Source organism: Kitasatospora sp. NPDC048239 (assembly GCF_043202015.1).
Taxonomy (GTDB): Bacteria; Actinomycetota; Actinomycetes; order Streptomycetales; family Streptomycetaceae; genus Kitasatospora.
On the sequence record NZ_JBICZP010000025.1, the window covers coordinates 44,238 to 66,399 of the forward strand.

The window sequence follows — 22,162 nt, forward strand, 5'->3', positions numbered from 1 at the left end:
CGGCGGGCGCTGGCAGCTGTCATGAGTGACCCGTGCAGCCTAGGGTCAACGCGCGTAGCTGTCAGGGCCCCGCACGTAACAAGAGGGTTTCCGGCAGCTGACGATCCGTCCATCTCTCGACAATGCGGCAAGTTGAACGCGTTCAAAACATCTGCAAGGATGAAACCACCGGGAGGCCCACCCGTTCGGGGCACCTCGGGGAACCATGAAGACCGCACCACGCCGCACCAGGACCAGGCCCAGGACCACCGCGATCGCCGCTACACCCCGGGCTCGGCCGCCAGGTACCGCTCGGCGCGCACCCGTTCGGCGACCGCGTCCTCCGTCATCGCCCGGTCGGTGTACACCAGCGGCCGCTCGGCCTCCGTGATGATGTGCTTCACCACCTGGACGTTGCCGTTCACGTCCCAGACCGCGATGCCCGGCGACAGGGTGGGGATGATCTCCACCGCCCAGCGCGGCAGGCCCAGCACCCGGCCGGTGGCCCTCGCCTCCTCGGCCTTCTGCATGTAGATCGTCCGGGTGGAGGCCATCTTCAGGATCGCCGACGCCTCCTTGGCCGCCGCGCCGTCCACCACGTCGGACAGGTGGTGGACCACCGCGACGAAGGAGAGGCCGAGCCGGCGCCCGAACTTCAGCAGCCGCTGGAACAGCTGCGCCACGAACGGGCTGTTGATGATGTGCCAGGCCTCCTCGACCAGGAAGATGCGCTTCTTCCGGTCCGGCCTGATCCAGGTGTGCTCCAGCCAGACGCCGACGATCGCCATCAGGATCGGCATCGCGATCGAGTTGCGGTCGATGTGCGACAGGTCGAAGACGATCAGCGGCGCGTCCAGGTCGATGCCGTCCGTGGTCGGCCCGTCGAACATGCCGCGCAGGTCACCGTCGACCAGCCGGTCCAGCACCAGCGCCACGTCCAGGCCCCAGGACTGCACCTCGTCCACCGCCACGCCCAGCGACTCCAGCGAGGACAGCTCGGGGCTGCGCAGGGTGTCGATGATGTCGTCCAGCACCGGCTGGCGGTCGGTCACCGTCGCCACCACGTGGGCGTGCGCGGCCTTCAGCGCGAAGCCGGCCCGCTCCTCCAGCCCGCGCCCCATCGCCACCTCGATGATGGTGCGCAGCAGCGACAGCTGACCGGTCTGGGTGATCGCCGGATCCAGCGGGTTGAGCTTCACCCCGCCGTCCCGGGCGGCCATCGGGTCGAGCCGGATCGACTTTATGCCCAGCGCGTTGGCGATCAGGTTCCACTCGCCGACGCCGTCCTCGCCCTGCGCGTCCAGCACCACGACCTGGCGGTCGCGGAACCTCAGCTGGCGCAGCACGTACGTCTTCTCCAGCGCCGACTTGCCGTTGCCGGACTCCCCGAGCACCAGCCAGTGCGGGGCCGGCAGCTGCTGGCCGTACAGCTGGAACGGGTCGTAGACGTACCCCTTGCCGCTGTACACCTCTCGGCCGATGATCACACCCGAGTCGCCCAGCCCCGGCGCGGCGGTGGGCAGATAGACCGCCTGTGCCTGGCCGGTGGAGGTGCGCACCGGCAGGCGGGTGGTCTCCACCTTGCCGAACATCAGGCTGGTGAACGCGTCGGTGAGGTTGCCGAGCGCCATGAGCGGCCTCCTGGTGTGTCAGCGGTGCGGTGGATCAGCGGGTGGGCCGGCGGGGTGGACCGGCGGCCGGACGGCTCAGCGGCGGATGCCGGTGGCGAACGGCAGGGTGTTGACGAACGCCCGGTGGTGCTCGCGGTCGCACCACTCCAGCTTGAGGTAGCTCTTGCCGGCCGAGGCGCGGATGGTCCGCTTGTCCCGGGCCAGCGCCTCCGGGCTGCGCGAGGAGACCGTGATGTAGCCGACCAGGTTGACCCCGGCCGCGCCGGACGCCAGGTCGTCACCGCGCTGGTCCACCCGGCCGGTGTGGGCCAGGTCGCGCGGGTCGACCGTGCGGTTCATCTTGGCCGCGCGGCTGGCCTCCGCCTCGTCGTTGGTCTTCTCGGTCAGCATCCGCTCGATCGCGACGTCGGTCGGCTCCAGGTCCATCGTCACGGCCACCGTCCGGATCACGTCCGGGGTGTGCACCAGCAGCGGCGCCAGGAAGTTGACGCCCACCGGGGTCAGCGGCCACTCCTTGACCCACGCGGTGGCGTGGCACCACGGCTCGCGGGTCACCGACTCCCGGGTCTTCGCCTCCAGGTACTGCGGGTGGGTCGCGTCCAGCTCGGCCGGCCAGGCGTTGCGCCGGGACATCGCCTGGATGTGGTCGATCGGGTGGTCCGGGTCGTACATCGAGTGCAGCAGCGAGGAGAGCCGGGCCTGACCGAGCGGCTGGCGCACCCGGATGTCCGCCTCGGCGAGGCGCGCGCAGATGTCGGTCAGCTCGCGGGCCATCACCGCGGCCAGCCCCTCGTCGTCCCGGGCCCGCCGCCCGGTCGCCGTCCGGCCCATCGCGTGCGCCTCGGCGGCCAGGTCACGGGTGTAGTGCATACACGCGACCAGGTACGCCCGGTGCTGCTCCGAGGACGTCGACACCATCGACTGCAGCTGGTCGTACGAGTCCTGCAGCCAGCGCGGCGCGTCGTGGTCGCCGCGCCGCTCCACGTCCTTGGCGTGCGCGTCCGGGTCGGCCGGCAGCGTCCGGGCCAGGATCTGCAGCCGGGTCACGAAGCCGTCCCCGTTGGCGACGTGCTTCAGCAGCGTGCCGAACCGGTCGACCAGGGCCTCCTGGTCCTCGGAGTCCCGCAGGCCGACGCCCGGACCCTCGATCTCGATCGCGGCCGTCACCGTGCGCCGCTCCAGGTGCATCAGCACCCCGACCTCGTCCGGCCCGAACGGCGCCGCCAGCCAGCGCAGCCGCCCCACCCCGGGCGGCGGGCCGACCTCCACCTCGCGGCCGTCCAGCCGGGTGCCGGCGTCCACCACGTCCGACTTCCACACCGCCCGGCCGCTGCGGACCGTCCGGCGGTAGGTGCGGTTGATCTCCGCCCACTTGTAGAACGTCCGGCGCCGGTAGGGCACGTAGACCGCCGCGATGGCCAGCGCGGGCAGACCGACCAGGCCGGCGATGCGCAGCGGCAGGATCGGCATCATCAGGCCCCAGACCATGCCGAGGAACGCCCCGAAGATGATCAGGACGATCTCGCCGGACTCCCGGTTGCGGCCGATCGGCGCGTTCGGGCGGGCCTTGCCGATCAGGTAGGTGCGGCGCTGGTGCACGTACGGCTGGGCGTACTGGGCGCCGTACTGGCCGAGTGGTTCGCTGCTCACTTACCCGTCACCCTCCCTTCGCTGGATTGCTGTCGCGGATCGGAACCGACGCCGGGGGCGCGGCCTGCTTCGGTGGGGCGGGGGTCCGCGCGGCGTGCGCGGCGATGCCGGGCGCGACCGAGCCGCCGCCCGCACCCGGGCTGCCCCCGCCGCCCTGCGGGCCGCGGTCGCCGTGGGTGCTGATGCCCTGCTTCATCAGGTTCGCGGTGCCGTTGATCATCGCCGAGCCGGCCGAGACCGCGCTGGCCCGGGCATGGCGCATGTTCATGATCTCGTCGCCGAAGCCCGGCACGAAGCGGTAGACGGCCGCGCTCGCGAAGATCGACAGGAAGAGGATCGCCAGGCCCGAGAGCACCCGGGCGAAGTCGTCGGTGGCCCCGGCGCCGGTCGCCACCGCGCCGGCCAGCCCGAGGATGATCACGATGATCGGCTTCGCCAGGTCCACCGCCACCATCACCCCCGCCCAGCGGCGCACGTGCTTCCACAGCTGCTTGTCCACCAGTCCCGCGTACACGGCGGTGCCCAGCAGGGCGCCCACGTAGAGCATCGCGGCCCGGATCAGCAGCTCGATCCAGAGCACCGCCGCGGCCAGCACGGCCACCAGCGACACGATGATCAGGATGAGCGGCCCGCCGCCCATGTCGCCCTTCTCCAGGGTGTCCGCGAACCCGCCCAGGTACGTGCCGGTGTCCGACTTCGTCCCCACCGCGATCGCCTTGGTCAGCCCGTCCGTCGCGCTCACCACGGTGTACAGGATCAGCGGGGTGAACGCGGACGCCACCACGGTCAGCCACAGGAAGCCGATCGCCTCCGAGATCGCCGTCGTCAACGGCGCCCCGCGCACCGCCCGCTTCGTCACCGCCAGCAGCCAGAGCACCAGCGTGATGATCGTCGAACCGGCGAACACCACCGCGTACTGCTGCAGGAACGAGGCATTGGTGAAGTCCACCTGCGTCGTCCCGTCGATGGCACCCGACAGCTTCCGCACCACCCACGCCGCCGCCTGCGCACACCCCTTGGCCAGCGAACCCAGCGGATCGGTGACGCTGCCGACGGCGCCGCTCCCGGGCAGCGAGGCGCCGCCTCCCGGCTTGTCGACGCAGAGAATGCCGTTACCGGAGATCGGGAGGTCAGGACAGTTGGCGCTTGGCGTCGCGGACGGGGTGGCCGTCGGAGACGGCTCGGCGAACACCCGCTGCGCCGTCAGCAGCGCGGCCAGCTGGGCGGCCGCCATGGCGCCCGCCAGCGTCCCTGCCCTGCGGACGGTGTGGCCGGTACGGCGCGATGAGTGGTCAACGGGCATAGCGGAACCCCCCGAACTGCTGAACGGCGCCGGTGATCTCCTCGGCGGTGGCGGCCTGCTGGTCAGCGGGCATCGGGGCTGGGCCCTGCCGGCTTGCGAAGTCGGTGAGCTTCCAGTCGCTCCCCGTCCAGTGGAGGGTCAGCGTGATGGTGTACCAGTTCTCCACCACCGGCTGGACGGAGCGCTCGCCCGCCAGGCCGGTGAGGCCGGTGCACCAGACCTCGACCTTGGCGTCGCTGTCGCTGTAGCCGACCGACTTGGTCCCCACCGGGACGGTGCGGCTGACGAAGGTGAGCCCCTTGGGCGCCCGCCCCTGGGCGTCGAGGCCGTAGCGGGCCGCCGTGTCGCCGCCGAACCCCTGGTCCAGCCTGCTCTGCAGGCCCGCCACCGCGCCCGGGTCGGCGACCGTGGCGACGATGGTGTGGCGGCTGTCGGTGCGGAACATCTCGGCCGAGCCGATGGCGACGGCGTAGTTGGCCGCCGCCGACTGGGCCCCCTGGTCGGTGTGCGGGAAGCCGCCGGCCACGCCGTTGGTGGTGGTGCCCACCGGCTGGTCGCCGCTGGGCGCGGGGCCTGCCCCGGAGGTGGCGGTCGCGGTGGCGCCCGCACCGTCGGCGGAGCGGGGGGCGCCGCCCGGGTCGGCCTTGCCCCGGTTGGCGATGGAGATCGCCACGACCAGCAGGGTGACGACCACCAGGACCGTCAGCAGCGTCCGCATCGGCCGCGCCTGACGCGTACTCATCTGGGACGAGGGCTGTTCGCCGACCGGCAACCGCGTACGGGTGTGCGGCTGGTCGTCGGACAACGGCACGGCGGCCCTCCTGGTGCAGGGAGCCGGTTGGCGGCTCCAGGGGCCCCTCCGCCCGTGGGCGGGCGCGGAGGGAGGGGTTGTGGGTGGACTCCTGGCGGGACTCCGGCCGGTCCCGGCGGCCGGACCGCAGGCGGACGTCCCGCCTGCTGTCCGATCGTCAGATGGCCATGCCGTAGACAATGGTGAACAGAGTGCCAAGTGATCCAATGATGAACACGCCGGTCAGCCCGGCGATGATCAGCCCCTTGCCCTGTTCGGCGCCGAAGCTGTCACGCATCGCGGTGGCGCCGATCCGCTGCTTGGCCGCGCCCCAGACCGCGATGCCGAGGCACCCCAGGATGGCCACGGCCATGACGACCTCCACCATCACCCGGGCCTCCGACCCGAGGCTGGCGAAGGGACCCCAGTCCGGGGCGATCCCGCCGATGATGGTGTCGATATTCGGTTTCTTTGGAGGGTCTTCGGCCAGGTGGCCGATCGCGATGCTGTCCACGCTGCTCAGGTTCATTTCCATCTCACCGCCCGATCAGGCAAATTCAAGAGCCCGGACCCCGCCCGCGCGAAGGGCCGGTACCTATTCTTGGCCAGATCTGATGTCGACTTGGCTGCTTCTCGCGGATTGGTCGTGAGGCATCGGACACGTAGGCCAGGATGTCCACCGTACGAAGGATAGCGCTCACTCTTTGTATCTCTGATGATTGCGGTGAGCAACGCCTTCCGGGACACTTCGACTGACGACTCGTCGGGATGGTGCTGATGGTACTCCGGAAGGCCGGTACGGCCGCCTCCGCTGCGGGAGTTGTCGCGATCGGGTTCCTCGGTCTGGTGACCGTCGGGACGTATGCGGCGAGCGGTACGCCGCAGCAGTCCGCCAATCGCGCCGAGCTCTCCCCGGGCACGGTCCCGGCCGCCTACCAGGAGCCGATCCGGCAATGGGGCGCGCTCTGCCCGGACATCTCGCCGCCGATGCTCGCGGCCCAGCTCTACCAGGAAAGCGGTTTCGACCCGGGCGCCCGATCCCCCGTCGGAGCACAGGGAATGGCGCAGTTCATGCCGGGCACCTGGGCAACGTTCGGTACGGACGGCAACAATGACGGCAAGAAGGACATCTGGGACCCGGTCGACGCGATCGCCTCGGCGGCGACCTACGACTGCGCACTCGCCCGCGACGTCTCCAAGGTGCCGGGCGACCGCCAGGCCAACGTGCTGGCCGCCTACAACGCGGGCCCGTACGCGGTGGAGAAGTACGACGGGGTGCCGCCGTACAAGGAGACCCAGGGCTATGTGAAGAACATCAAGGCGCTGACCACGAGCTTCGCCGCGCCGACCGCGCCGGTGGAGGTCTCCCAGCAGTCGGCGGCCGCGATCTACTTCGCCCAGACCAAGCTCGGCTCCCCGTACCTGTGGGGCGGCGAGGGCCTGCCCTCGCAGGGCGGGCGGTTCGACTGCTCGGGGCTCACCCAGGCCGCGTACGCCAGCGTGGGCATCGTCCTCCCCCGGGTCGCCAACGACCAGTGGTACGCCGGCCCGCACCCCTCGCGCGACCAGCTGCACCCGGGCGACCTGGTGTTCTTCGCGACGGACCTGAGCGACCCGCGCAGCATCCACCACGTCGGCATCTACGTCGGCGGCGGATACATGATCAACGCGCCGCACACCGGTGCCGTGATCCGCTACGACAAGATCGACACCAAGGAGTACATCGGCGCCACCCGGGTCACCTCGGACGGCGCGGCGGCGCTGCCGGTGCGCAACGCGGACGGCACCATCACCGGCAAGGGCGGCCCGACCGCGCCGGACGCCCCGGCCTCGCCCACCGCGGCCCCGGCCGCCGCGGCGGCCGCGCCCCCGGCGCCGACCGCTCCCGCCCTGGCCCGGGCCACTCCGACAGGTCCAGGTCAAACGCCCGCAAAGAGTTGAGCCTCCCCGGGGCGCCGGGTGTGAGCGCGCTGTGGACGCTCAGTCAAGTTTCGATAACCGCGCGTTTCCGTGGAACGCTGCACCCCTGTTATGACGTTGTGTCCGATGGCCCCGCGTCAGCTTTCCGAGCCGGGCGGACCCCGGCCGGAACGACCAGGTGCAACGGACCAGAAGGAGGTACGGCGTGTCGACGCCGCTTGCCGACACGACCAACCCCGACCTCGGACTGCTCTACGCGGTCAACGGCCTGGCCAGGCACGCCCCGGAGTGGCTGGACCACCTGGTCTCCTGGATCGGCGAGTACGGCATCCTGATCGGCCTGGCCCTGCTGGGCCTGGTCGGCTGGCTGCAGGCCAGACGCCGCCCGGACGCCCCGGTGGCGGTCGCCGGACTGCTCTGGGCGCCGCTCTCGGTCGCGATCGCCGAGCTGGCCAACCTGCCGATCGCCGCCATAGTGGACCGCCCGCGCCCCTTCGTCGACCACACCGGCCTGGACGTGCTGGTGGAGGGCAAGGAGGGCACGCACTCCTTCGTCAGCGACCACTCGACGATGTCGATGGGCATCGCGGTGGCGCTGTTCCTGGTGAACCGCCGGCTGGGCTGGATCGCGGGCGGCCTCGCCCTGCTACAGGGTTTCTGCCGGATGTACATGGGCGTCCACTACCCCACCGACGTGGTCGGCGGCTTCGCGCTCGCCACGGCGGTCGTGCTGCTGCTGGCGCCGATCGCGATGGCCGTCCTGGTGCCGCTCTGCCACGCGCTGAGCCGCACCGTCGCCGCGCCGCTGATCCGGGCCCCCGGCGGCCCGCGCCCGCGCCGTCGCCGGCGCGGCGGCGAAGGCGGCACCGTCCGCGCCGACGACCAGCCGCCGGAGTCGGACCTCGCGGCATAGGCCCACCCGGCCCGGGAGGCGCCCAGGGTGCCGCTGTCGGGGCTACCTCGTCGCCGGCCCGCTCTCGGCGAGGTGGTCGGCCGCCTCGCGTCGCGTCAGGTCCCGGGAGCGCCGGGCCGGGGAGAACCAGCCGCAGCTGCAGATCGCGTAGCAGAAGGAACCGCGCTCGCTGATCGCCACGCGGTGCTCGGGCATCGGGGCGGTGCCGGGGGCAGCCGGCAGCTCACTGTGCACGTGCTTCACCGTAACGCGCCTGGCACCCGGCGCGCGACGCCCTGCGCGCGCCGGTTCCGCGTAACCCTTCACGGCTCAACTCGTTTGCCCGGAAAGAGCTCTGCCCACCGGGGTGGTGGTGGCGGGGCAGTCGGGCCCGAGGGGGTTGTCGCGAGGATGAAGATGACCGACCAGCAGCGCGACGGGCGGCGATCGCGCCGCCCGCTGCCGCACCTGCGCTCGGCGGCCGGGGCCGCCCTGCTCGCCGCCGCACTGGCCGCCCTGGCCGGCTGCTCGGGCGCGGCCACCGGCGGCGGCTCCGCCGACCGGCAGGCGGCCGTCCCCGACCAGCTGTCCGCCGACCCGGTCACGGCCGTCCGCAACGCCCCCGACATCACCGGTCGGACGGGCTCCGCGCACTCCGCCACCGAGCTGGTCACCGAGTCCGCCGAGAAGAAGGCCGTCTTCAGCGGCACCGGCGGCTACGACTACGTGAAGCGGATCGGCCGCCTGGAGGTGCAGGTGCCGCCCGGCGCGGCCACCACCGGGAAGATCGTCGAGGTGGTCCTTCCCGGCACCGTCTACCTGCAGAACAGCGGCGCCAAGGTACCCGAGGGCAAGTGGGTCAAGCTGGACGTGCGCCAGCTGCCCGACGGCAACCTGGTCAGCAGCGGCGCCACCGACCCGGCCTCCGCCGCGGGCGCGCTGCGGGGGGCGCAGAAGGCGGACCTGGTCGGCACCGAGACGGTCAACGGGGTGGCGCTCAAGCACTACCGGGGCACCCTGGACCTCGCCAAGGCGGCCGATGCCACCGGCGGCCGGGGCGGCGACGGCCTGCGGATGGCCGGCCAGACCTTCACCGTCCGGGACGTCCCGTACGACGCCTGGCTGGACGAGCAGGGGCGGCTGCACAAGGTGGTCGAGGTGTTCACCTTCGCCGGGGTCGCCGGGTCCAAGGAGGCGAAGGACCAGGTGAAGGTGACGTCGACCACCTCGCTGACGGACTTCGGCAAGCCGGTCGAGGCGGCCGAGCCGCCCGCCTCGGACATCTACGCGATGAAGCCCACGGAGAGCCCGAAGTAGACCGGCAGCAGACCGGAGCGGGCCCGGGAGCGGCCGGGAGCAGGTCCGACGAGGGGCGCCGCCGGTCCGGGTGGGACGTCCGACGGTCGCGGCCCACCCGTTTCGGCGGCGCCGAGATGACCCGTCCGTGCCATGTGGGCGGGCTCCGGAGTGCCTAGGCTGGACGTCGGGTGGCTGCCGCCCGGGCTGGCAGGGCGCTGAAGGGGTGGTGCAGGTGGTGTCGTCCACGGATGGCCGCAGCGGCGGCCACGACGACGCGGCCCTCGACGAGATCGACCTGGCCGGCGAGCTGATGATCGCCGCGACGGCCAGCGCCGGCGAGCGGCTGCCGACCGAACGGATCGACGAGGTGCTGCTGGACCGGCCCGACGGCGGCTCGGCCGCCGGGCCGCCACTCGGGCAGGCCCGGAGCGAGGCCTCGGGGCGGGCCCGGCAGGATCGGCCGGACAGGGCCTGAAGGCCCCCCGCGGCGGCAGGCGGTCAGCTGCGCAGCAACCGGCCGATCGCGGCGGTGGCCTCCGCCACCTTGGCGTCCAGCTCCGCCCCGCCCTGCTCGGCGGCCGCCGCGACGCAGTGCCGCAGGTGCTCCTCCAGCAGCGAGAGCGCGAAGGACTGCAGCGCCTTGGTGCCGGCCGAGACCTGGGTGAGCACGTCGATGCAGTAGACGTCCTCGTCGACCATCCGCTGCAGACCCCGGATCTGGCCCTCGATCCGGCGCAGCCGCTTGAGGTGGGCGTCCTTCTGCGCGCTGTACCCGTGCGGCCCGTGACCGCCGTGCTGGGCGTCCGCCCCGGCGGCATCCCCGGCAGCGGCCTCGGCGGCGGGGTCGGCGTGCGGCTCGTTCCCGGGCGCGTGGTCCGGCTCGGTGCGCGCTTGCGTCGTGGTCATCGGCCCGCCTTCGTCTGAGTGCCTTGGTGGCTGCGTCGGCCTCCAGTGTCCAACACAAGGGCCCCCTGTGGTGTTCCCCCGTACGGGCGGCCACCCGGTCTTCGGCGCTCCGGACGGGCGCAATCCGGCGAGGTTCCGTCAGACTGGGGGCTCATGTCCGCACATGGGTGTGCGGGCCGGGCCCGCTGGTGCGTCGACCAAACGGAAGGGGAGCCTCCGGCTCCTCCGCCACCACCCCGTTTGCACAATTGCGCTTGGTTGCACCTAGCATCGTTCAGTCCCTACCCCGCACATCGGAGATTTCCGTGCGTTTTAGCCTGACCCCGAAGGAGACGAGCTTCTACGACATGTTCTCCGCAGCCGCGGAGAACCTCGTCGTCGGATCGAAGCTCCTGCTGGAACTGCTGGGATCAGACGTGTCGGCCCGCGCGGAGATCGTCGAGCGCATGCGCGCCGCCGAGCACGCCGGGGACGACACCACCCATGCGGTGTTCCACCAGCTGAACTCCTCCTTCATCACGCCCTTCGACCGCGAGGACATCTACAACCTCGCCTCGTCGCTGGACGACATCATGGACTTCATGGAGGAGGCCGTCGACCTGGTCGTCCTCTACGACATCCAGACCCTCCCCAAGGGCATCGAGCAGCAGATCGAGGTGCTCGCCCGGGCCGCCGAGCTCACCGCCGAGGCGATGCCCAACCTGCGCACCATGTCGAACCTGACCGAGTACTGGATCGAGGTCAACCGGCTGGAGAACCAGGCCGACCAGATCCACCGGAAGCTGCTCGCCCACCTGTTCTCCGGCCAGTACGACGCGATCGAGGTGCTCAAGCTCAAGCAGGTCGTGGACGTCCTTGAGGAGGCGGCGGACGCGTTCGAGCACGTCGCCAACACGGTGGAGACCATCGCCGTCAAGGAGTCCTGACCCCCGTGGACATGGCAGCACTCATCGCCGTCCTCGGCGTGGCGTTCTTCTTCACCTACACCAACGGCTTCCACGACTCGGCGAACGCCATCGCCACCTCGGTCTCCACCCGGGCGCTGACGCCGAAGGCCGCGCTCGCGATGGCCGCGGTGATGAACCTGGCCGGCGCATTCCTCGGCAGCGGGGTGGCGCACACCGTCTCCAGCGGCATCATCGCGACCCCGGTCGGCAACCAGGGCATGGCGATCCTGTTCGCGGCCCTGGTCGGCGCGATCACCTGGAACCTGGTCACCTGGTACTTCGGCCTGCCGTCCTCCTCCTCGCACGCGCTGTTCGGCGGCATGGTGGGTGCGGCCCTGGCCGGCGGCACCGAGGTGATCTGGAGCGGCGTCGTCGACAAGATCATCATCCCGATGATCGTCTCGCCGATCGTCGGCCTGTTCGGCGGCTTCGCGGTCATGCTGGCGATCCTCTGGATCTTCCGGAGGGCCAACCCGCACCGCGCCAAGCGCAACTTCCGGGTCGCCCAGACCGCGTCGGCCGCCGCCATGGCCCTCGCGCACGGTCTGCAGGACGCCCAGAAGACCATGGGCATCGTGGTGATGGCCCTCACCATCTCGGGCCACCAGACCACCAGCGACATCCCGGTCTGGGTGAAGATCTCCTGCGCCACGATGCTCTCGCTGGGCACCTACGCGGGCGGCTGGCGGATCATGCGGACCCTCGGCCGCAAGATCATCGAGCTGGACCCGCCGCAGGGCTTCGCCGCCGAGGCCACCGCCTCGACGGTCATGTACATCACCTCGTTCGTCTTCAAGGCGCCGATCTCCACCACCCACGTGATCACCTCCGCGATCATGGGTGTCGGCGCCACCAAGCGGATCCGCGCGGTCCGCTGGGGCGTGGCGAAGAACATCGTGCTCGGCTGGTTCATCACCATGCCGGCGGCGGCCGTCGTCGCCGCGCTGATGTACTGGTTCGTCCACCTGTTCTGGGGCTGACCCCGCGACGGCAGAGGAAAGGGCCCGCCCCCACATCTCGGGGGCGGGCCCTTCTCATACTCCGCGGCGGCACCGCCATGCAGCACCGCGAAGCAGCTCGCGGACTCCGGTTTAGCCGAAGCGGCCGGAGATGTAGTCCTCGGTGGCCTGCACCGACGGGTTGGAGAAGATCCGCTGGGTGTCGTCCAGCTCGACCAGCTTGCCCGGCTGACCGACGCCGGCCAGGTTGAAGAAGGCGGTACGGTCGCTGACGCGGGCCGCCTGCTGCATGTTGTGGGTCACGATGACGATGGTGAACTGGGACTTCAGCTCGCCGATCAGGTCCTCGATGGCCAGGGTGGAGATCGGGTCGAGGGCCGAGCAGGGCTCGTCCATCAGCAGGACCTGCGGCTCGACCGCGATGGCGCGGGCGATGCAGAGGCGCTGCTGCTGACCACCGGAGAGGCCGGCACCGGGCTTGTTCAGCCGGTCCTTGACCTCCTTCCAGAGGTTGGCGCCCTTGAGGGACTTCTCCACCACGTCGTCCAGGACGGACTTCTTGCGGACACCCGCGAGCTTCAGCCCGGCGACCACGTTGTCGTAGATCGACATGGTCGGGAACGGGTTCGGGCGCTGGAAGACCATCCCGACCGAGCGGCGGACGGCGACCGGGTCGACCGAGGCGCCGTAGAGGTTCTCGTCGTCCAGGAGGACCTTGCCCTCGACGCGGGCGTTGGGGATCACCTCGTGCATCCGGTTGAGGGTCCGCAGGAAGGTGGACTTACCGCAGCCGGAGGGGCCGATGAAGGCCGTCACCGAGCGGGGTTCGATGCTCATCGAGATGTCCTCGATGGCCTTGGTGGAGCCGTAGAAGGCGGACAGTCCGCTGACGTCGATGCGCTTGGCCATGATCTTTCGTCTTCTCTCGCCCGCGGCCGGGGGCCGCTGATGAATTCTGGTCGTACGTCAGTCGGAGGTTCAGTGTCCGCCCTTGGGCGAGCGCCAGCGCGCGATGCCGCGGGCGATGAGGTTGAGCCCCATCACGAAGCCGATCAGCACCAGTGCGGCGCCCCAGGCACGGGCGTAGCCGTAGTCGTTGTTCACGATGGCGTACTGCTGCCAGATGTACATCGGCAGCGACTGCTGCGGCCCGTCGAACGGGTTGCTGTTGATGTAGTCGGCACCGAACACCAGCATCAGCACCGGGGCGGTCTCGCCCGTGACGCGGGCGACGGCCAGCATCAGACCGGTGGTGATGCCGCCGATCGCGGTGGGAAGGACGATCCGCAGGATGGTCTTCCACTTCGGCACACCGAGCGCGTACGACGCCTCGCGCAGCTCGTTGGGGACCAGCTTCAGCATCTCCTCGGTGGAGCGGACCACCACCGGCATCATCAGGATCGCCAGGGCGAGGGAGCCCGAGAAGCCGGAGTAGTTGAAGCCGAGGGCGATGTTCCACAGCGAGAGGACGAACAGACCGGCGACGATCGACGGGACACCCGTCATGACGTCGACGAAGAAGGTGACCGCCTTGGCGAGCCGGCCGCGGCCGTACTCCACCAGGTAAACGGCGGTCAGCAGACCGATCGGGGCGGCCATCGCGGTGGCCAGCAGGACCTGCTGCAGGGTGCCGAGCAGCGCGTGGTAGATACCACCGCCGGGGCCCGCCTGGAGAACGCCCTTCATGGAGTGGGAGAGGAAGTTGCCGTCCACCACCCCGGCGCCCTGCTGGACGGTGTAGACCGTCAGCGCGACCAGCGGGATCACGGCCAGGATGAAGGCGACCCAGACCACCGAGGTGGCGAACCGGTCCTTGGCCTGGCGGCGGCCCTCGACCCGGGCGGCGAGCCCGTAGCCGATCGCCAGGAACAGCAGCGCGGAGATCAGGCCCCACTGCAGGTGGCTCTCCAGGCCGCCGACCGCGCCGATCGCGCAGCCGAGGGCGATCGAGCCGGCGGCGACGGCGGCCGGGGCCCACTTGGGCAGCCGGTTCGCGGTCAGCGGGCGGCCGATCGGTCGGGCGTCCGCCGGAACGGACGTGGTCGCGGCGCTCATGCGTTGGCCCCCGAGTACTCCTTGCGGCGGGCGACGATCAGCCGCGCGGCGCCGTTCACCAACAGGGTGATCACGAACAGGACGAGGCCGGAGGCCATCAGCGCGTCCCGGCCGAAGGGCTGGGCCTCGTTGAACTTCAGCGCGATGTTCTGCGCGAAGGTGCCGCCGCCCGCGTCGAGCAGGTGCAGCGAGAGGACGTTGTTGGAGGAGAGCACCACCGCGACCGCGATGGTCTCGCCGAGCGCGCGGCCGAGGCCGAGCATCGAGGCCGAGATGATGCCCGGGCGGCCGAACGGCAGCACCGCGGTGCGGATCATCTCCCAGCGGGTCGCGCCGAGCGCGAGCGCCGCCTCCTCGTGCATCCGCGGCACCTGCCGGAAGACCTCGCGGCTCACCGCGGTGATGATCGGCAGGATCATGATGGCCAGCAGGATGCCGACGGTGAACAGGGTGCGCGGCGCGGCGCCGGTCCTGGACTGGTCGAAGATGTACGTCCAGCCGAGGTACGTGTCCAGCCAGCTGGTCAGCCCGTACAGGTGCGGCACCAGGAAGAGCGCGCCCCAGAGGCCGTAGATGATGCTGGGAACGGCCGCCAGCAGGTCCACCAGGTAGGCGAACGGCTGGGCGATCCGGCGCGGCGCGTAGTGCGAGATGAACAGCGCGATCCCGATGGCCACCGGCACGGCGATCGCCATCGCGATGACCGCGCTGACGATGGTGCCGAACGCGAGGACGGCGATGCCGAAGACCGGCTTCGGGGCGTCCGGCGTCCACTCGAAGGTGGTGAGGAAGTTGCCCTCGTTCTTGCCGAGGGCGATGCCCGACCGCCAGGTCAGGAACCCTGCGATGGCGGCCATGATGACCAGCAGCAGGATGCCCGAGCCTCGCGCGGCATTCATGAAGATCTTGTCGCCGACCCGGCTGTCGCGCTTGCGGCGTTCCCTGCCTCGCGGGGCGGCAGGGGAGGATGAAGTCATTGGTCTACTCCGGTCTGGTGGTGCTGCCCCGAGGGGGCGGCACCCTGGCGGCGGTGCCCCGGACGTGCTACTTCGGACGTGCTTCCCGGTGGGGGCGGCCCCGGCCCCCCTCGTTCACGGGGCCGCCCTCACCGGGGAGGGGTGCTACTGGATCAGGCGAGCGTCGGGATGACGGCGTTGACCTTGTCGGTCAGCTCCTTGGGGAGCGGCACGTAGCCCTTCTCGCCGATCGCCTTCTGGCCGGCGTCGCTGATGCCGTAGGCCAGGAAGGCCTTCAGCGTGTCGAGGGTGTCGGCCTTGTTGCCCTTGTCGCAGACGATCTCGTAGGTGACCAGGACCAGCGGGTAGGAGCCCTCGTCCTTGGTCGCGTAGTCGAGGGTCAGCGCCAGGTCGCTGCCGGTGCCGGCGATCTTCGCCTTGGCGAAGGTGGTGGCGGCGTTGGCGGCGGTGGCCTCGACCGGCTTGGAGGCGCCGGTGTTGATCGCGGCGCTCTTCAGGTTGTTGGTCTGGGCGTAGGACAGCTCGGCGTAGCTGATCGAGTTCTTGACCTGCTTCACCTGGGCCGCGACACCGGCGGAGCCGTTGGCGCCCTGGCCGCCCTTGCCGGCCCAGGCCTTGGCGGGCGCGTAGCTCCAGGCGCCGCCGGAGACCTTGGCGAAGTACTTGGTCAGGTTCTCGGTGGTGCCCGAGTCGTCCGTGCGGTGGACGGCCTGGATGTCGGCGTCCGGGAGCTTGGCGCCCGGGTTCAGCGCGGCGATCGCCGGGTCGTTCCACTTGGTGATCTGCGAGTCGAAGATCTTGGCGATGGTCGGGCCGTCCAGGACCAGGTTGTCGACGTTGTCCACGTTGTAGACGATCGAGACGAGGCCCGCGACGAGCGGCAGGTTGATGCCCTGGCCGCCGGTGCAGACCTTCTTGCTGTCCTCGACCTCGGCCGGCTTCAGCGCCGAGTCGGAACCGGCGAACTGGATCTTGCCCTGGTTGAACTGCTGGACACCCGCGCCCGAGCCGCCGCCACCGTAGTTGACCGAGGCCTCCTTGCAGGCCGCGCTGAAGTTGGTCTTCAGGACGTCGATCGCGGTGCCCTGCGCGGTGGAGCCCGCGGAGAGCAGGGCGGTGGGCTTGCTGCCACAGTTGATGGCCGCCGGGGCGGACCCGCTGGAGCCGCTGCCGGCGGTGTTGTTGTTGTTCTCGTCCGAACCGCAGGCGGCGAGCGACAGCGAGCTGACGAGCGCCATGGCACCGATGGCGAGGGCCTTGGAGCGGCCGTTCCGCTGGAGCTTCACAGGGGTGTCCCTTTCTGTGGCATTGCCCGGCACGCGGGCCGTGCGAACACGGCGGAGCGCGGGTTTTGCTGTGGTCCGGGGCCCGTTCGGCCCTCCGGTAACCCCGAAGTTAGGCCGGGTAAGTGACACGTCAGCCGGTCAGAAGTGAACGGAGAGTGAACCTCGAACGGATGGCAGGAAACTACGCCAGGTAGTAACGGTTGCGTCACGGCAAGAACGCGACGAGATCACTTCTACCGTTCCTTCACCGGGCCGGTCACCGGCCGGGCGCCCAGCAGCTCAAGCAGCGCGTCGACCAGCACGCGGTCCCGGTGATGGGTCAGCCGGGCCCTCGCCTTCCCGGCCGGCAGCCACTCCAACCGGTCCACCTCACGGTTGGGACGGAACGCGCCACCGGACGGCACCGCCGCCCAGTACCTGACCTCCTTGGGCCGCCCCTGCGCCAGATAGTGCTGGGTCGGCAGCTCCGGGCCCAGCACACAGCCGAAGCCGGTCTCCTCCCGGACCTCGCGCAGCGCCGCCTCGACCACGCCCTCGCCCGGGTCGAGCTTGCCCTTCGGCAGGCTCCAGTCGTCGTACTTGGGCCGGTGGATCACCGCGATCCGCGGCCGCCCCAGCCGACCGCTCTTCTTCGGCCGGCCCGGCAGCCACAGCACCGCACCCGCGGCCAGGACCACCGGCAGCCGCCCGGCACCCGCCCCGCTCGTCGTCTGACCTTCGCCCTGCTCGGTGCTCAGGCGGTTGCGCACGTCATGCCATCCGTCGTTCATGCCATCCGGGGTGCGGGGGCCTGCCCCCATCCCTCGGCCGGGGGTACCTCCACCCAGCCGTCCAGGCCGGGCGGGAGCTCGGGCCACCGGCGGCCGAAGGCGTACCTCGCCGCCTCGACCTCCAGTCGCTGATCAGCATGCACCACCCCGAGCACGTACGCGGTCGCCGGGGTGATCCTCGGCGTGCGCGCCGCCGTGGCCGCCGTGACCGCGGCGTCCGCCGCCTCCTGGTGCCGGCCCAGCACCCCGTCCAGCTCGTCCAGCTCGGGGGCCGTCCCCCCGCACACCTCCAGCGCGTACCGGGCCCGCTTCACCAGGATCCGCATCCGGTGCCACGGCGCGTCGTCCGCCGCCAGCGCCGCGTCCGCGTCCACCGCCCCGCGGGCCGAGGGCACCGCCCCCAGTCGGCGCAGCCCGTCCCCGCCGTACGCCCTCGCCGCCCGGTGCAGCGGGAGCTGCTGGGCGCCCGCCGACAGCGTCGTGAACGCGGTGGCGGCCTGCGGCAGCAGCACCGCGCCGGCCGACCCGCCCGCCGAGTCCAGCAGCGGCGCGTCGCCGACCAGCAGGGTCATCCGGTCCGCCAGCGCGTGCAGCCGGGCCGACCGCAGCTCCTGCAGCACCGTCGAGTGCGCCCTGGTCCGGGCCAGGGTGAGCTGGCGGTCCAGCAGGGCCCGCGCCTTCGGCGCCCCGGCGTGCCCGGCGAGCATCCCCGGGCCGTCCGCCTCGGAGCCGGTCAGCGAGTCCAGCGCACCCAGCAGCCGGGCCGAGCGCCGGACGTACCCCGGCTCCAGCGCCAGCAGGTTGAGCAGCCAGCGCAGCTCGGTCCGCGACTCCTGCGCCCACAGCGGGTCGAACGACGCGCCGAAGGTGTGCAGCAGCCCGCCGACCCGCCGTACCGTCCGCAGCAGGTCGGCCGTCCCCGCGGACGGGACGGCGACCGTCCCCGGTCTTGCGCCGACCTCGCCCACCGCCAGCGGCAGGGCGCGCAGGAACGCACCGGCCTGGGCGGTGAGATGGCTGGAGAGGATGTCCCCGGCGGTCGCGGTGGACGCCACCTGGGCCGTCATCGGCGCATCGGTCATGACTGGATAGATCCCCGTTCCCCCGGGGCCGTCCCCCGGGGCTGGTGGCCGACCGCTGGAGCGGGTCCCCCGACCGCTCAGCGGCTCGCGTCAGTGAATCGTGGTCGGCGCGTCGCGGTCAGCGGGCGGCTGAGGCCCGACGGCGCTGGCGCGAGTCGATCAACAGGTCCTGGACGTGCCGCAGCCGCTTCCCTTCGGTGTCCTGCGCGCGCCTGGTCCAGGTGCCGTCCGCCCCGAGGTGCCAGGACTCCGTCTCGTCCGACACCCCGAGGTCGATCAGCCCGGACAGCTCGGCCCGGTGCGCGGGGTCGGTGATCCGCAGCAGCGCCTCGATCCGGCGGTCCAGGTTGCGGTGCATCATGTCGGCGCTGCCGATCCACACCTCGGGATCGCCGTTGTTGCCGAACACGAAGATCCGCGAGTGCTCCAGGAAGCGGCCCAGGATGCTGCGCACCCGGATGTTCTCGCTCAGCCCCGGCACGCCCGGGCGGATCGCGCAGATCCCGCGCACCCAGACGTCCACCGGCACACCGGCCTGCGAGGCCCGGTACAGCGCGTCGATCACGGCCTCGTCGACGATCGAGTTGACCTTCAGCTTCACGTAGGCCGGACGGCCGGCCCGGTGGTGGACGATCTCGTTGTGGATCCGGGAGATCAGCCCGTCCCGCAGGCCGCGCGGCGCGGTCAGCAGCCGCCGGTAGGACTCGCGGCGCGAGTAGCCGGACAGCCGGTTGAACAGGTCCGAGAGGTCCGCGCCGACCTGCGGGTCCGAGGTCAGCAGGCCGATGTCCTCGTACAGCCGGGCGGTCTTCGGGTGGTAGTTGCCCGTCCCCACGTGCGAGTAGCGGCGCAGGGTGTCACCCTCCTGGCGCACCACCAGCGACAGCTTGCAGTGCGTCTTCAGCCCGACCAGGCCGTAGACCACGTGGCAGCCGGACTCCTCCAGCTTGCGGGCCCACTTGATGTTGGCCTGCTCGTCGAAGCGCGCCTTGATCTCGACCAGGACGAGGACCTGCTTGCCGGACTCGGCGGCGTCGATCAGCGCGTCGACGATCGGCGAGTCACCGGAGGTCCGGTACAGCGTCTGCTTGATCGCCAGCACGTCCGGATCGCCCGCGGCCTGCTCCAGGAAGGCCTGCACCGAGGTGGAGAAGCTGTCGTACGGGTGGTGCAGCAGTACGTCCCGCTCGCGCATCGCGGCGAAGATGTCCGGCTGCGAGGCCGACTCCACGTCGGTCAGCCCGCGGGCCGTGCCCGCCACGAACTTCGGGTACTTCAGCTCGGGGCGGTCCAGGTCGGCGATGCCGAAAAGGCCGGTCAGGTCGAGCGGGCCGGGCAGCGGGAAGACCTCCGCCTCGGTGATGTTCAGCTCCCGCACCAGCAGGTCCAGGATGTAGGGGTCGATCGACTCCTCGACCTCCAGCCGCACCGGCGGGCCGAAGCGCCGCCGCATCAGCTCCTTCTCCAGGGCCTTGAGGATGTTCTCGGTGTCGTCCTCCTCGACCTCGAGGTCCTCGTTGCGGGTCACCCGGAAGGCGTGGTGCGCGAGCACCTCCATCCCGGGGAACAGCTCCTCCAGGTGCGCCCCCATCACGTCCTCCAGCGGGACGTACCGCTGCGGCGACGCCTCCAGGAAGCGGGCGAGGGACTGCGGCACCTTCACCCGGGCGAAGTGCTTGTGCCCGGACACCGGGTTGCGCACGACCACCGCGAGGTTGAGGGAGAGCCCCGATATGTACGGGAAGGGGTGCGCCGGGTCCACCGCCAGCGGGGTGAGCACCGGGAAGATCTTCTGCCGGAAGAGCGTGTGCAGCCGGGCCTGCTCCTTCTCGGCCAGCTCCGGCCAGCGGACCAGCTCGATGCCCTCCGTCGCGAGGTCCGGGAGCACCTCCTGCTGGAAGGCGGCGGCGTGCCGCGCCATCAGCTCGCGCGAGCGGGTCCAGATCAGGTCCAGCACCTCGCGCGGCTGGAGGCCGGACGCGCTGCGCTGGGCGACGCCGGTGGCGATCCGGCGCTTGAGGCCGGCCACCCGGACCATGAAGAACTCGTCCAGGTTGCTGGCGAAGATCGCGAGGAACTTGGTCCGCTCCAGCAGCGGGATCCCCGGGTCCTCGGCCAGCTCCAGGACGCGTTCGTTGAAGGCGAGCCAACTGCGCTCGCGGTCCAGGAAGCGGCCTTGCGGCAGTTCGTCGAAATCCTGCTCGTCCGCGGCCGGCAGCTCCGGCGGTATACCCAGCGCACTGGACATCCGGGCCGGCGGGGACAGCGGGGCAGAGACAGGGCGAGGGATGCTCATGGGCTCCAGCTCCTCCAGCAGGACGGCGTCCGGACGCGATGGGCTCTGCGGGCCGTCGTCCTCGCCCAGCGCCAGCGCCCAGCCACCCGGCGCGGTCTGCACAGGACCGGCCGGCAGGTGTCGGTCAGCGCTGCACGAGCGAGACACTACGGACTTCATCCTGTGATCTTCGCGGCAGCAATTGAATCCACGGTAAACACCGCATGGCCAGGAGGAAAGCTGAATCGGTCGGGGCCGGAGGAGTCCGCCCACTGCGGTTGCCCCGGCGCCGCCGCTCCGCTAGGCCGCCCGGTCCGCGCGGTACTGAACGCGGTACATCAGGTCCACCTCGTGAATGGCGAACCCCAGTCGTTCATATACCCGCACAGCGGCCGGGTTGTCGGCATCCACGTAGAGAAGTACGGTCTCCAGCCCGCGCTCGCCCGCGCCGGTCCCGGTGAGGTGCCGCAGACCGGCCGCGGTCAGCGCCCGGCCGAGGCCGCTGCCCTGCTCCGCCGGGTCGACCCCGACCACGTAGACCTCGCCGAGGGCCGGCTCGGTGGTGGTCGCCGGGTGCACCTTGGTCCAGTGGAAGCCCACCGCCCTGCCGTCCCGGGTGGCGAGGAAGAAGCCTGCCGGGTCGAACCAGGGCTCGGCGAGCCGGTCGGCGAGGTCCTGCCCGGTCCAGGAGCCCTGCTCCGGGTGGTGCGCGAAGGCGAGCGCGTTCAGCCGCAGCCATTCGGCGTTGTCCGCACCCGGGCGGAAGGTGCGGAGCTCGATCCCGTCCGGCACCGGGACGGCCTCGGTCTGCGGGCCGGTGCGGCGCATCTGCCGCAGCTCGCGGACCAGCTCGGCCCCGTACGACTGGGCCAGGTGGCGGGCCGCCGGGTGGCCACCGTGTACCCAGAAGTCGACGTGCTCGCCGCCGGCGGCGTGGGCCTCGGCGAGCACCGCGTCCACCAGGGGCCGGCCGAGGCCGCGCCCGCGGGAGTCCGGTGCCACCACCAGCTCGGCCGACGGGTTGCCCCCGCCGCCCTGCGGCACCTCCAGCTGCCCGTAACCGAGCGTGCCCGTGCCCTGGACGAAGTGGACCACTCCCGGCCGGGCCGTATCGGAGGACCGCAGCCGGAGCCGCCCCTGCTCGGAGACCGCCTCCCGGCCGTCCACCGCCTGGGCGTCCGCCAGGACGCGCAGTGCCGCGTCGCGCCACTCGGGCCGCAGGGCCCCGTGGGCAACGACCGAGCCCTCCTCGGTCGCCGGCGTTCCCTTGTAGACCCGTTCCTGCTGAGCGTCCTGATCGTCCATGCCCTGACGATACGTCAACGAGCCGGTCGATTCGCCTACCTGAAATCAGCGTCCGGAAATGCAGAGAAGCCCTGACCGGTGACCGGTCAGGGCTTCTCTGGAATGATTGTTCGGCGGCGTCCTACTCTCCCACAGG

At 71.2% G+C, this 22,162-nt stretch carries 21 protein-coding genes; 6 read left to right on the forward strand and 15 right to left on the reverse strand.

The genetic code is table 11. The annotated features are described in order from the left end of the window. Positions 1 to 260: 260 nt before the first annotated feature. The 5 genes from ACGFZP_RS37350 to ACGFZP_RS37370 form a co-directional block, all read right to left on the reverse strand. Entirely contained in the window at positions 261 to 1,610 is a 1,350-nt protein-coding gene (locus ACGFZP_RS37350; protein ID WP_387942467.1) for an ATP-binding protein, read from the reverse strand. A 75-nt stretch (positions 1,611 to 1,685) separates the two neighbouring features. Continuing rightward, positions 1,686 to 3,260 (reverse strand): SCO6880 family protein, encoded by a 1,575-nt coding sequence (locus tag ACGFZP_RS37355; protein WP_392941362.1) that lies wholly within the window; start codon positions 3,258 to 3,260, stop codon positions 1,686 to 1,688. 7 nt (positions 3,261 to 3,267) lie between these two features. Continuing rightward, positions 3,268 to 4,563 (reverse strand): hypothetical protein, encoded by a 1,296-nt coding sequence (locus tag ACGFZP_RS37360; protein WP_392941364.1) that lies wholly within the window; start codon positions 4,561 to 4,563, stop codon positions 3,268 to 3,270. Next, entirely contained in the window at positions 4,553 to 5,374 is an 822-nt protein-coding gene (locus ACGFZP_RS37365; protein WP_392941366.1) for a hypothetical protein, read from the reverse strand. The genes ACGFZP_RS37360 and ACGFZP_RS37365 overlap by 11 nt, the downstream gene beginning before the upstream one ends. A gap of 157 nt (positions 5,375 to 5,531) precedes the next feature. Next, on the reverse strand, positions 5,532 to 5,882 hold the full coding sequence (locus ACGFZP_RS37370) for a hypothetical protein (protein ID WP_387942475.1): 351 nt from the start codon (positions 5,880 to 5,882) through the stop codon (positions 5,532 to 5,534). 248 nt (positions 5,883 to 6,130) lie between these two features. Between ACGFZP_RS37370 and ACGFZP_RS37375 the strand changes: the two genes are divergently transcribed. Further along, complete coding sequence (locus ACGFZP_RS37375; protein ID WP_392941368.1) at positions 6,131 to 7,294, forward strand: NlpC/P60 family protein; 1,164 nt, start codon at positions 6,131 to 6,133, stop codon at positions 7,292 to 7,294. A gap of 184 nt (positions 7,295 to 7,478) precedes the next feature. Beyond that, positions 7,479 to 8,186: a phosphatase PAP2 family protein gene (locus ACGFZP_RS37380; protein ID WP_392941370.1), complete on the forward strand. Its 708-nt coding sequence runs from the start codon at positions 7,479 to 7,481 to the stop codon at positions 8,184 to 8,186. A 42-nt stretch (positions 8,187 to 8,228) separates the two neighbouring features. Here the strand turns inward: ACGFZP_RS37380 and ACGFZP_RS37385 are convergent, their stop codons facing one another. Next, positions 8,229 to 8,420, reverse strand: coding sequence for a hypothetical protein (locus ACGFZP_RS37385; RefSeq protein WP_392941371.1), 192 nt, complete (start codon positions 8,418 to 8,420; stop codon positions 8,229 to 8,231). A gap of 162 nt (positions 8,421 to 8,582) precedes the next feature. Between ACGFZP_RS37385 and ACGFZP_RS37390 the strand changes: the two genes are divergently transcribed. Beyond that, a complete protein-coding gene (locus tag ACGFZP_RS37390; protein WP_392941373.1) occupies positions 8,583 to 9,482 on the forward strand; it encodes a hypothetical protein in 900 nt (299 codons plus the stop codon). A 217-nt stretch (positions 9,483 to 9,699) separates the two neighbouring features. Continuing rightward, complete coding sequence (locus ACGFZP_RS37395) at positions 9,700 to 9,939, forward strand: hypothetical protein (protein ID WP_392941375.1); 240 nt, start codon at positions 9,700 to 9,702, stop codon at positions 9,937 to 9,939. Between the two features lie 23 nt (positions 9,940 to 9,962). Here ACGFZP_RS37395 and ACGFZP_RS37400 read toward each other — a convergent pair whose 3' ends face one another. Further along, positions 9,963 to 10,370 (reverse strand): metal-sensitive transcriptional regulator, encoded by a 408-nt coding sequence (locus ACGFZP_RS37400; protein WP_392941377.1) that lies wholly within the window; start codon positions 10,368 to 10,370, stop codon positions 9,963 to 9,965. Between the two features lie 305 nt (positions 10,371 to 10,675). On the opposite strand from ACGFZP_RS37400, the gene ACGFZP_RS37405 reads away from it, so the two are divergent. Together ACGFZP_RS37405 and ACGFZP_RS37410 are read left to right on the forward strand one after the other, a co-directional pair. Next, a complete protein-coding gene (locus tag ACGFZP_RS37405; protein ID WP_387942489.1) occupies positions 10,676 to 11,296 on the forward strand; it encodes a DUF47 domain-containing protein in 621 nt (206 codons plus the stop codon). A gap of 5 nt (positions 11,297 to 11,301) precedes the next feature. Beyond that, positions 11,302 to 12,297, forward strand: coding sequence for an anion permease (locus ACGFZP_RS37410; RefSeq protein ID WP_392941379.1), 996 nt, complete (start codon positions 11,302 to 11,304; stop codon positions 12,295 to 12,297). Between the two features lie 111 nt (positions 12,298 to 12,408). On the opposite strand, the gene pstB is transcribed toward ACGFZP_RS37410, so the two are convergent. From pstB to mshD, 8 genes are all read right to left on the reverse strand, one after another. Beyond that, entirely contained in the window at positions 12,409 to 13,185 is a 777-nt protein-coding gene (pstB, locus tag ACGFZP_RS37415; RefSeq protein WP_392941381.1) for a phosphate ABC transporter ATP-binding protein PstB, read from the reverse strand. A gap of 69 nt (positions 13,186 to 13,254) precedes the next feature. Further along, the gene (gene pstA, locus ACGFZP_RS37420) at positions 13,255 to 14,331 is read right to left on the reverse strand and encodes a phosphate ABC transporter permease PstA (protein WP_392941383.1); all 1,077 of its coding nucleotides are present in this window, start codon (positions 14,329 to 14,331) and stop codon (positions 13,255 to 13,257) included. Further along, positions 14,328 to 15,308, reverse strand: coding sequence for a phosphate ABC transporter permease subunit PstC (gene pstC / locus ACGFZP_RS37425; protein ID WP_392941385.1), 981 nt, complete (start codon positions 15,306 to 15,308; stop codon positions 14,328 to 14,330). The genes pstA and pstC overlap by 4 nt, the downstream gene beginning before the upstream one ends. Positions 15,309 to 15,460: 152 nt before the next feature. Further along, positions 15,461 to 16,594: a phosphate ABC transporter substrate-binding protein PstS gene (gene pstS, locus ACGFZP_RS37430; RefSeq protein ID WP_392941386.1), complete on the reverse strand. Its 1,134-nt coding sequence runs from the start codon at positions 16,592 to 16,594 to the stop codon at positions 15,461 to 15,463. A gap of 233 nt (positions 16,595 to 16,827) precedes the next feature. Next, a complete protein-coding gene (locus ACGFZP_RS37435; protein WP_392941388.1) occupies positions 16,828 to 17,364 on the reverse strand; it encodes an NUDIX hydrolase in 537 nt (178 codons plus the stop codon). Beyond that, positions 17,361 to 18,446 carry a CHAD domain-containing protein gene (locus ACGFZP_RS37440; protein WP_392941389.1) on the reverse strand — a complete coding sequence of 362 codons (1,086 nt, stop codon included), beginning with the start codon at positions 18,444 to 18,446 and terminating at the stop codon, positions 17,361 to 17,363. Before ACGFZP_RS37440 ends, ACGFZP_RS37435 begins: the two co-directional genes overlap by 4 nt. Before the next feature lie 118 nt (positions 18,447 to 18,564). Then, positions 18,565 to 20,742, reverse strand: a complete 2,178-nt coding sequence (locus tag ACGFZP_RS37445) for an RNA degradosome polyphosphate kinase (RefSeq protein WP_392941395.1) — start codon at positions 20,740 to 20,742, stop codon at positions 18,565 to 18,567. Positions 20,743 to 21,021: 279 nt separating this feature from the next. Further along, on the reverse strand, positions 21,022 to 22,026 hold the full coding sequence (gene mshD, locus ACGFZP_RS37450; protein WP_392941391.1) for a mycothiol synthase: 1,005 nt from the start codon (positions 22,024 to 22,026) through the stop codon (positions 21,022 to 21,024). Positions 22,027 to 22,162: the final 136 nt, after the last annotated feature.

Bases quoted from the DNA above. Each gene is read 5' to 3' on its own strand.
- ACGFZP_RS37350 (WP_387942467.1), bottom strand. From the start codon at position 1,610: ATGGCGCTCGGCAACCTCACCGACGCGTTCACCAGCCTGATGTTCGGC.
- ACGFZP_RS37400 (WP_392941377.1), bottom strand. From the start codon at position 10,370: ATGACCACGACGCAAGCGCGCACCGAGCCGGACCACGCGCCCGGGAAC.
- ACGFZP_RS37360 (WP_392941364.1), bottom strand. From the start codon at position 4,563: ATGCCCGTTGACCACTCATCGCGCCGTACCGGCCACACCGTCCGCAGG.
- ACGFZP_RS37390 (WP_392941373.1), top strand. From the start codon at position 8,583: ATGACCGACCAGCAGCGCGACGGGCGGCGATCGCGCCGCCCGCTGCCG.
- ACGFZP_RS37375 (WP_392941368.1), top strand. From the start codon at position 6,131: ATGGTACTCCGGAAGGCCGGTACGGCCGCCTCCGCTGCGGGAGTTGTC.
- pstB (WP_392941381.1), bottom strand. From the start codon at position 13,185: ATGGCCAAGCGCATCGACGTCAGCGGACTGTCCGCCTTCTACGGCTCC.
- ACGFZP_RS37435 (WP_392941388.1), bottom strand. From the start codon at position 17,364: ATGAACGACGGATGGCATGACGTGCGCAACCGCCTGAGCACCGAGCAG.
- mshD (WP_392941391.1), bottom strand. From the start codon at position 22,026: ATGGACGATCAGGACGCTCAGCAGGAACGGGTCTACAAGGGAACGCCG.
- ACGFZP_RS37440 (WP_392941389.1), bottom strand. From the start codon at position 18,446: ATGACCGATGCGCCGATGACGGCCCAGGTGGCGTCCACCGCGACCGCC.
- ACGFZP_RS37445 (WP_392941395.1), bottom strand. From the start codon at position 20,742: ATGAGCATCCCTCGCCCTGTCTCTGCCCCGCTGTCCCCGCCGGCCCGG.
- pstA (WP_392941383.1), bottom strand. From the start codon at position 14,331: ATGAGCGCCGCGACCACGTCCGTTCCGGCGGACGCCCGACCGATCGGC.
- ACGFZP_RS37370 (WP_387942475.1), bottom strand. From the start codon at position 5,882: ATGAACCTGAGCAGCGTGGACAGCATCGCGATCGGCCACCTGGCCGAA.
- pstC (WP_392941385.1), bottom strand. From the start codon at position 15,308: ATGACTTCATCCTCCCCTGCCGCCCCGCGAGGCAGGGAACGCCGCAAG.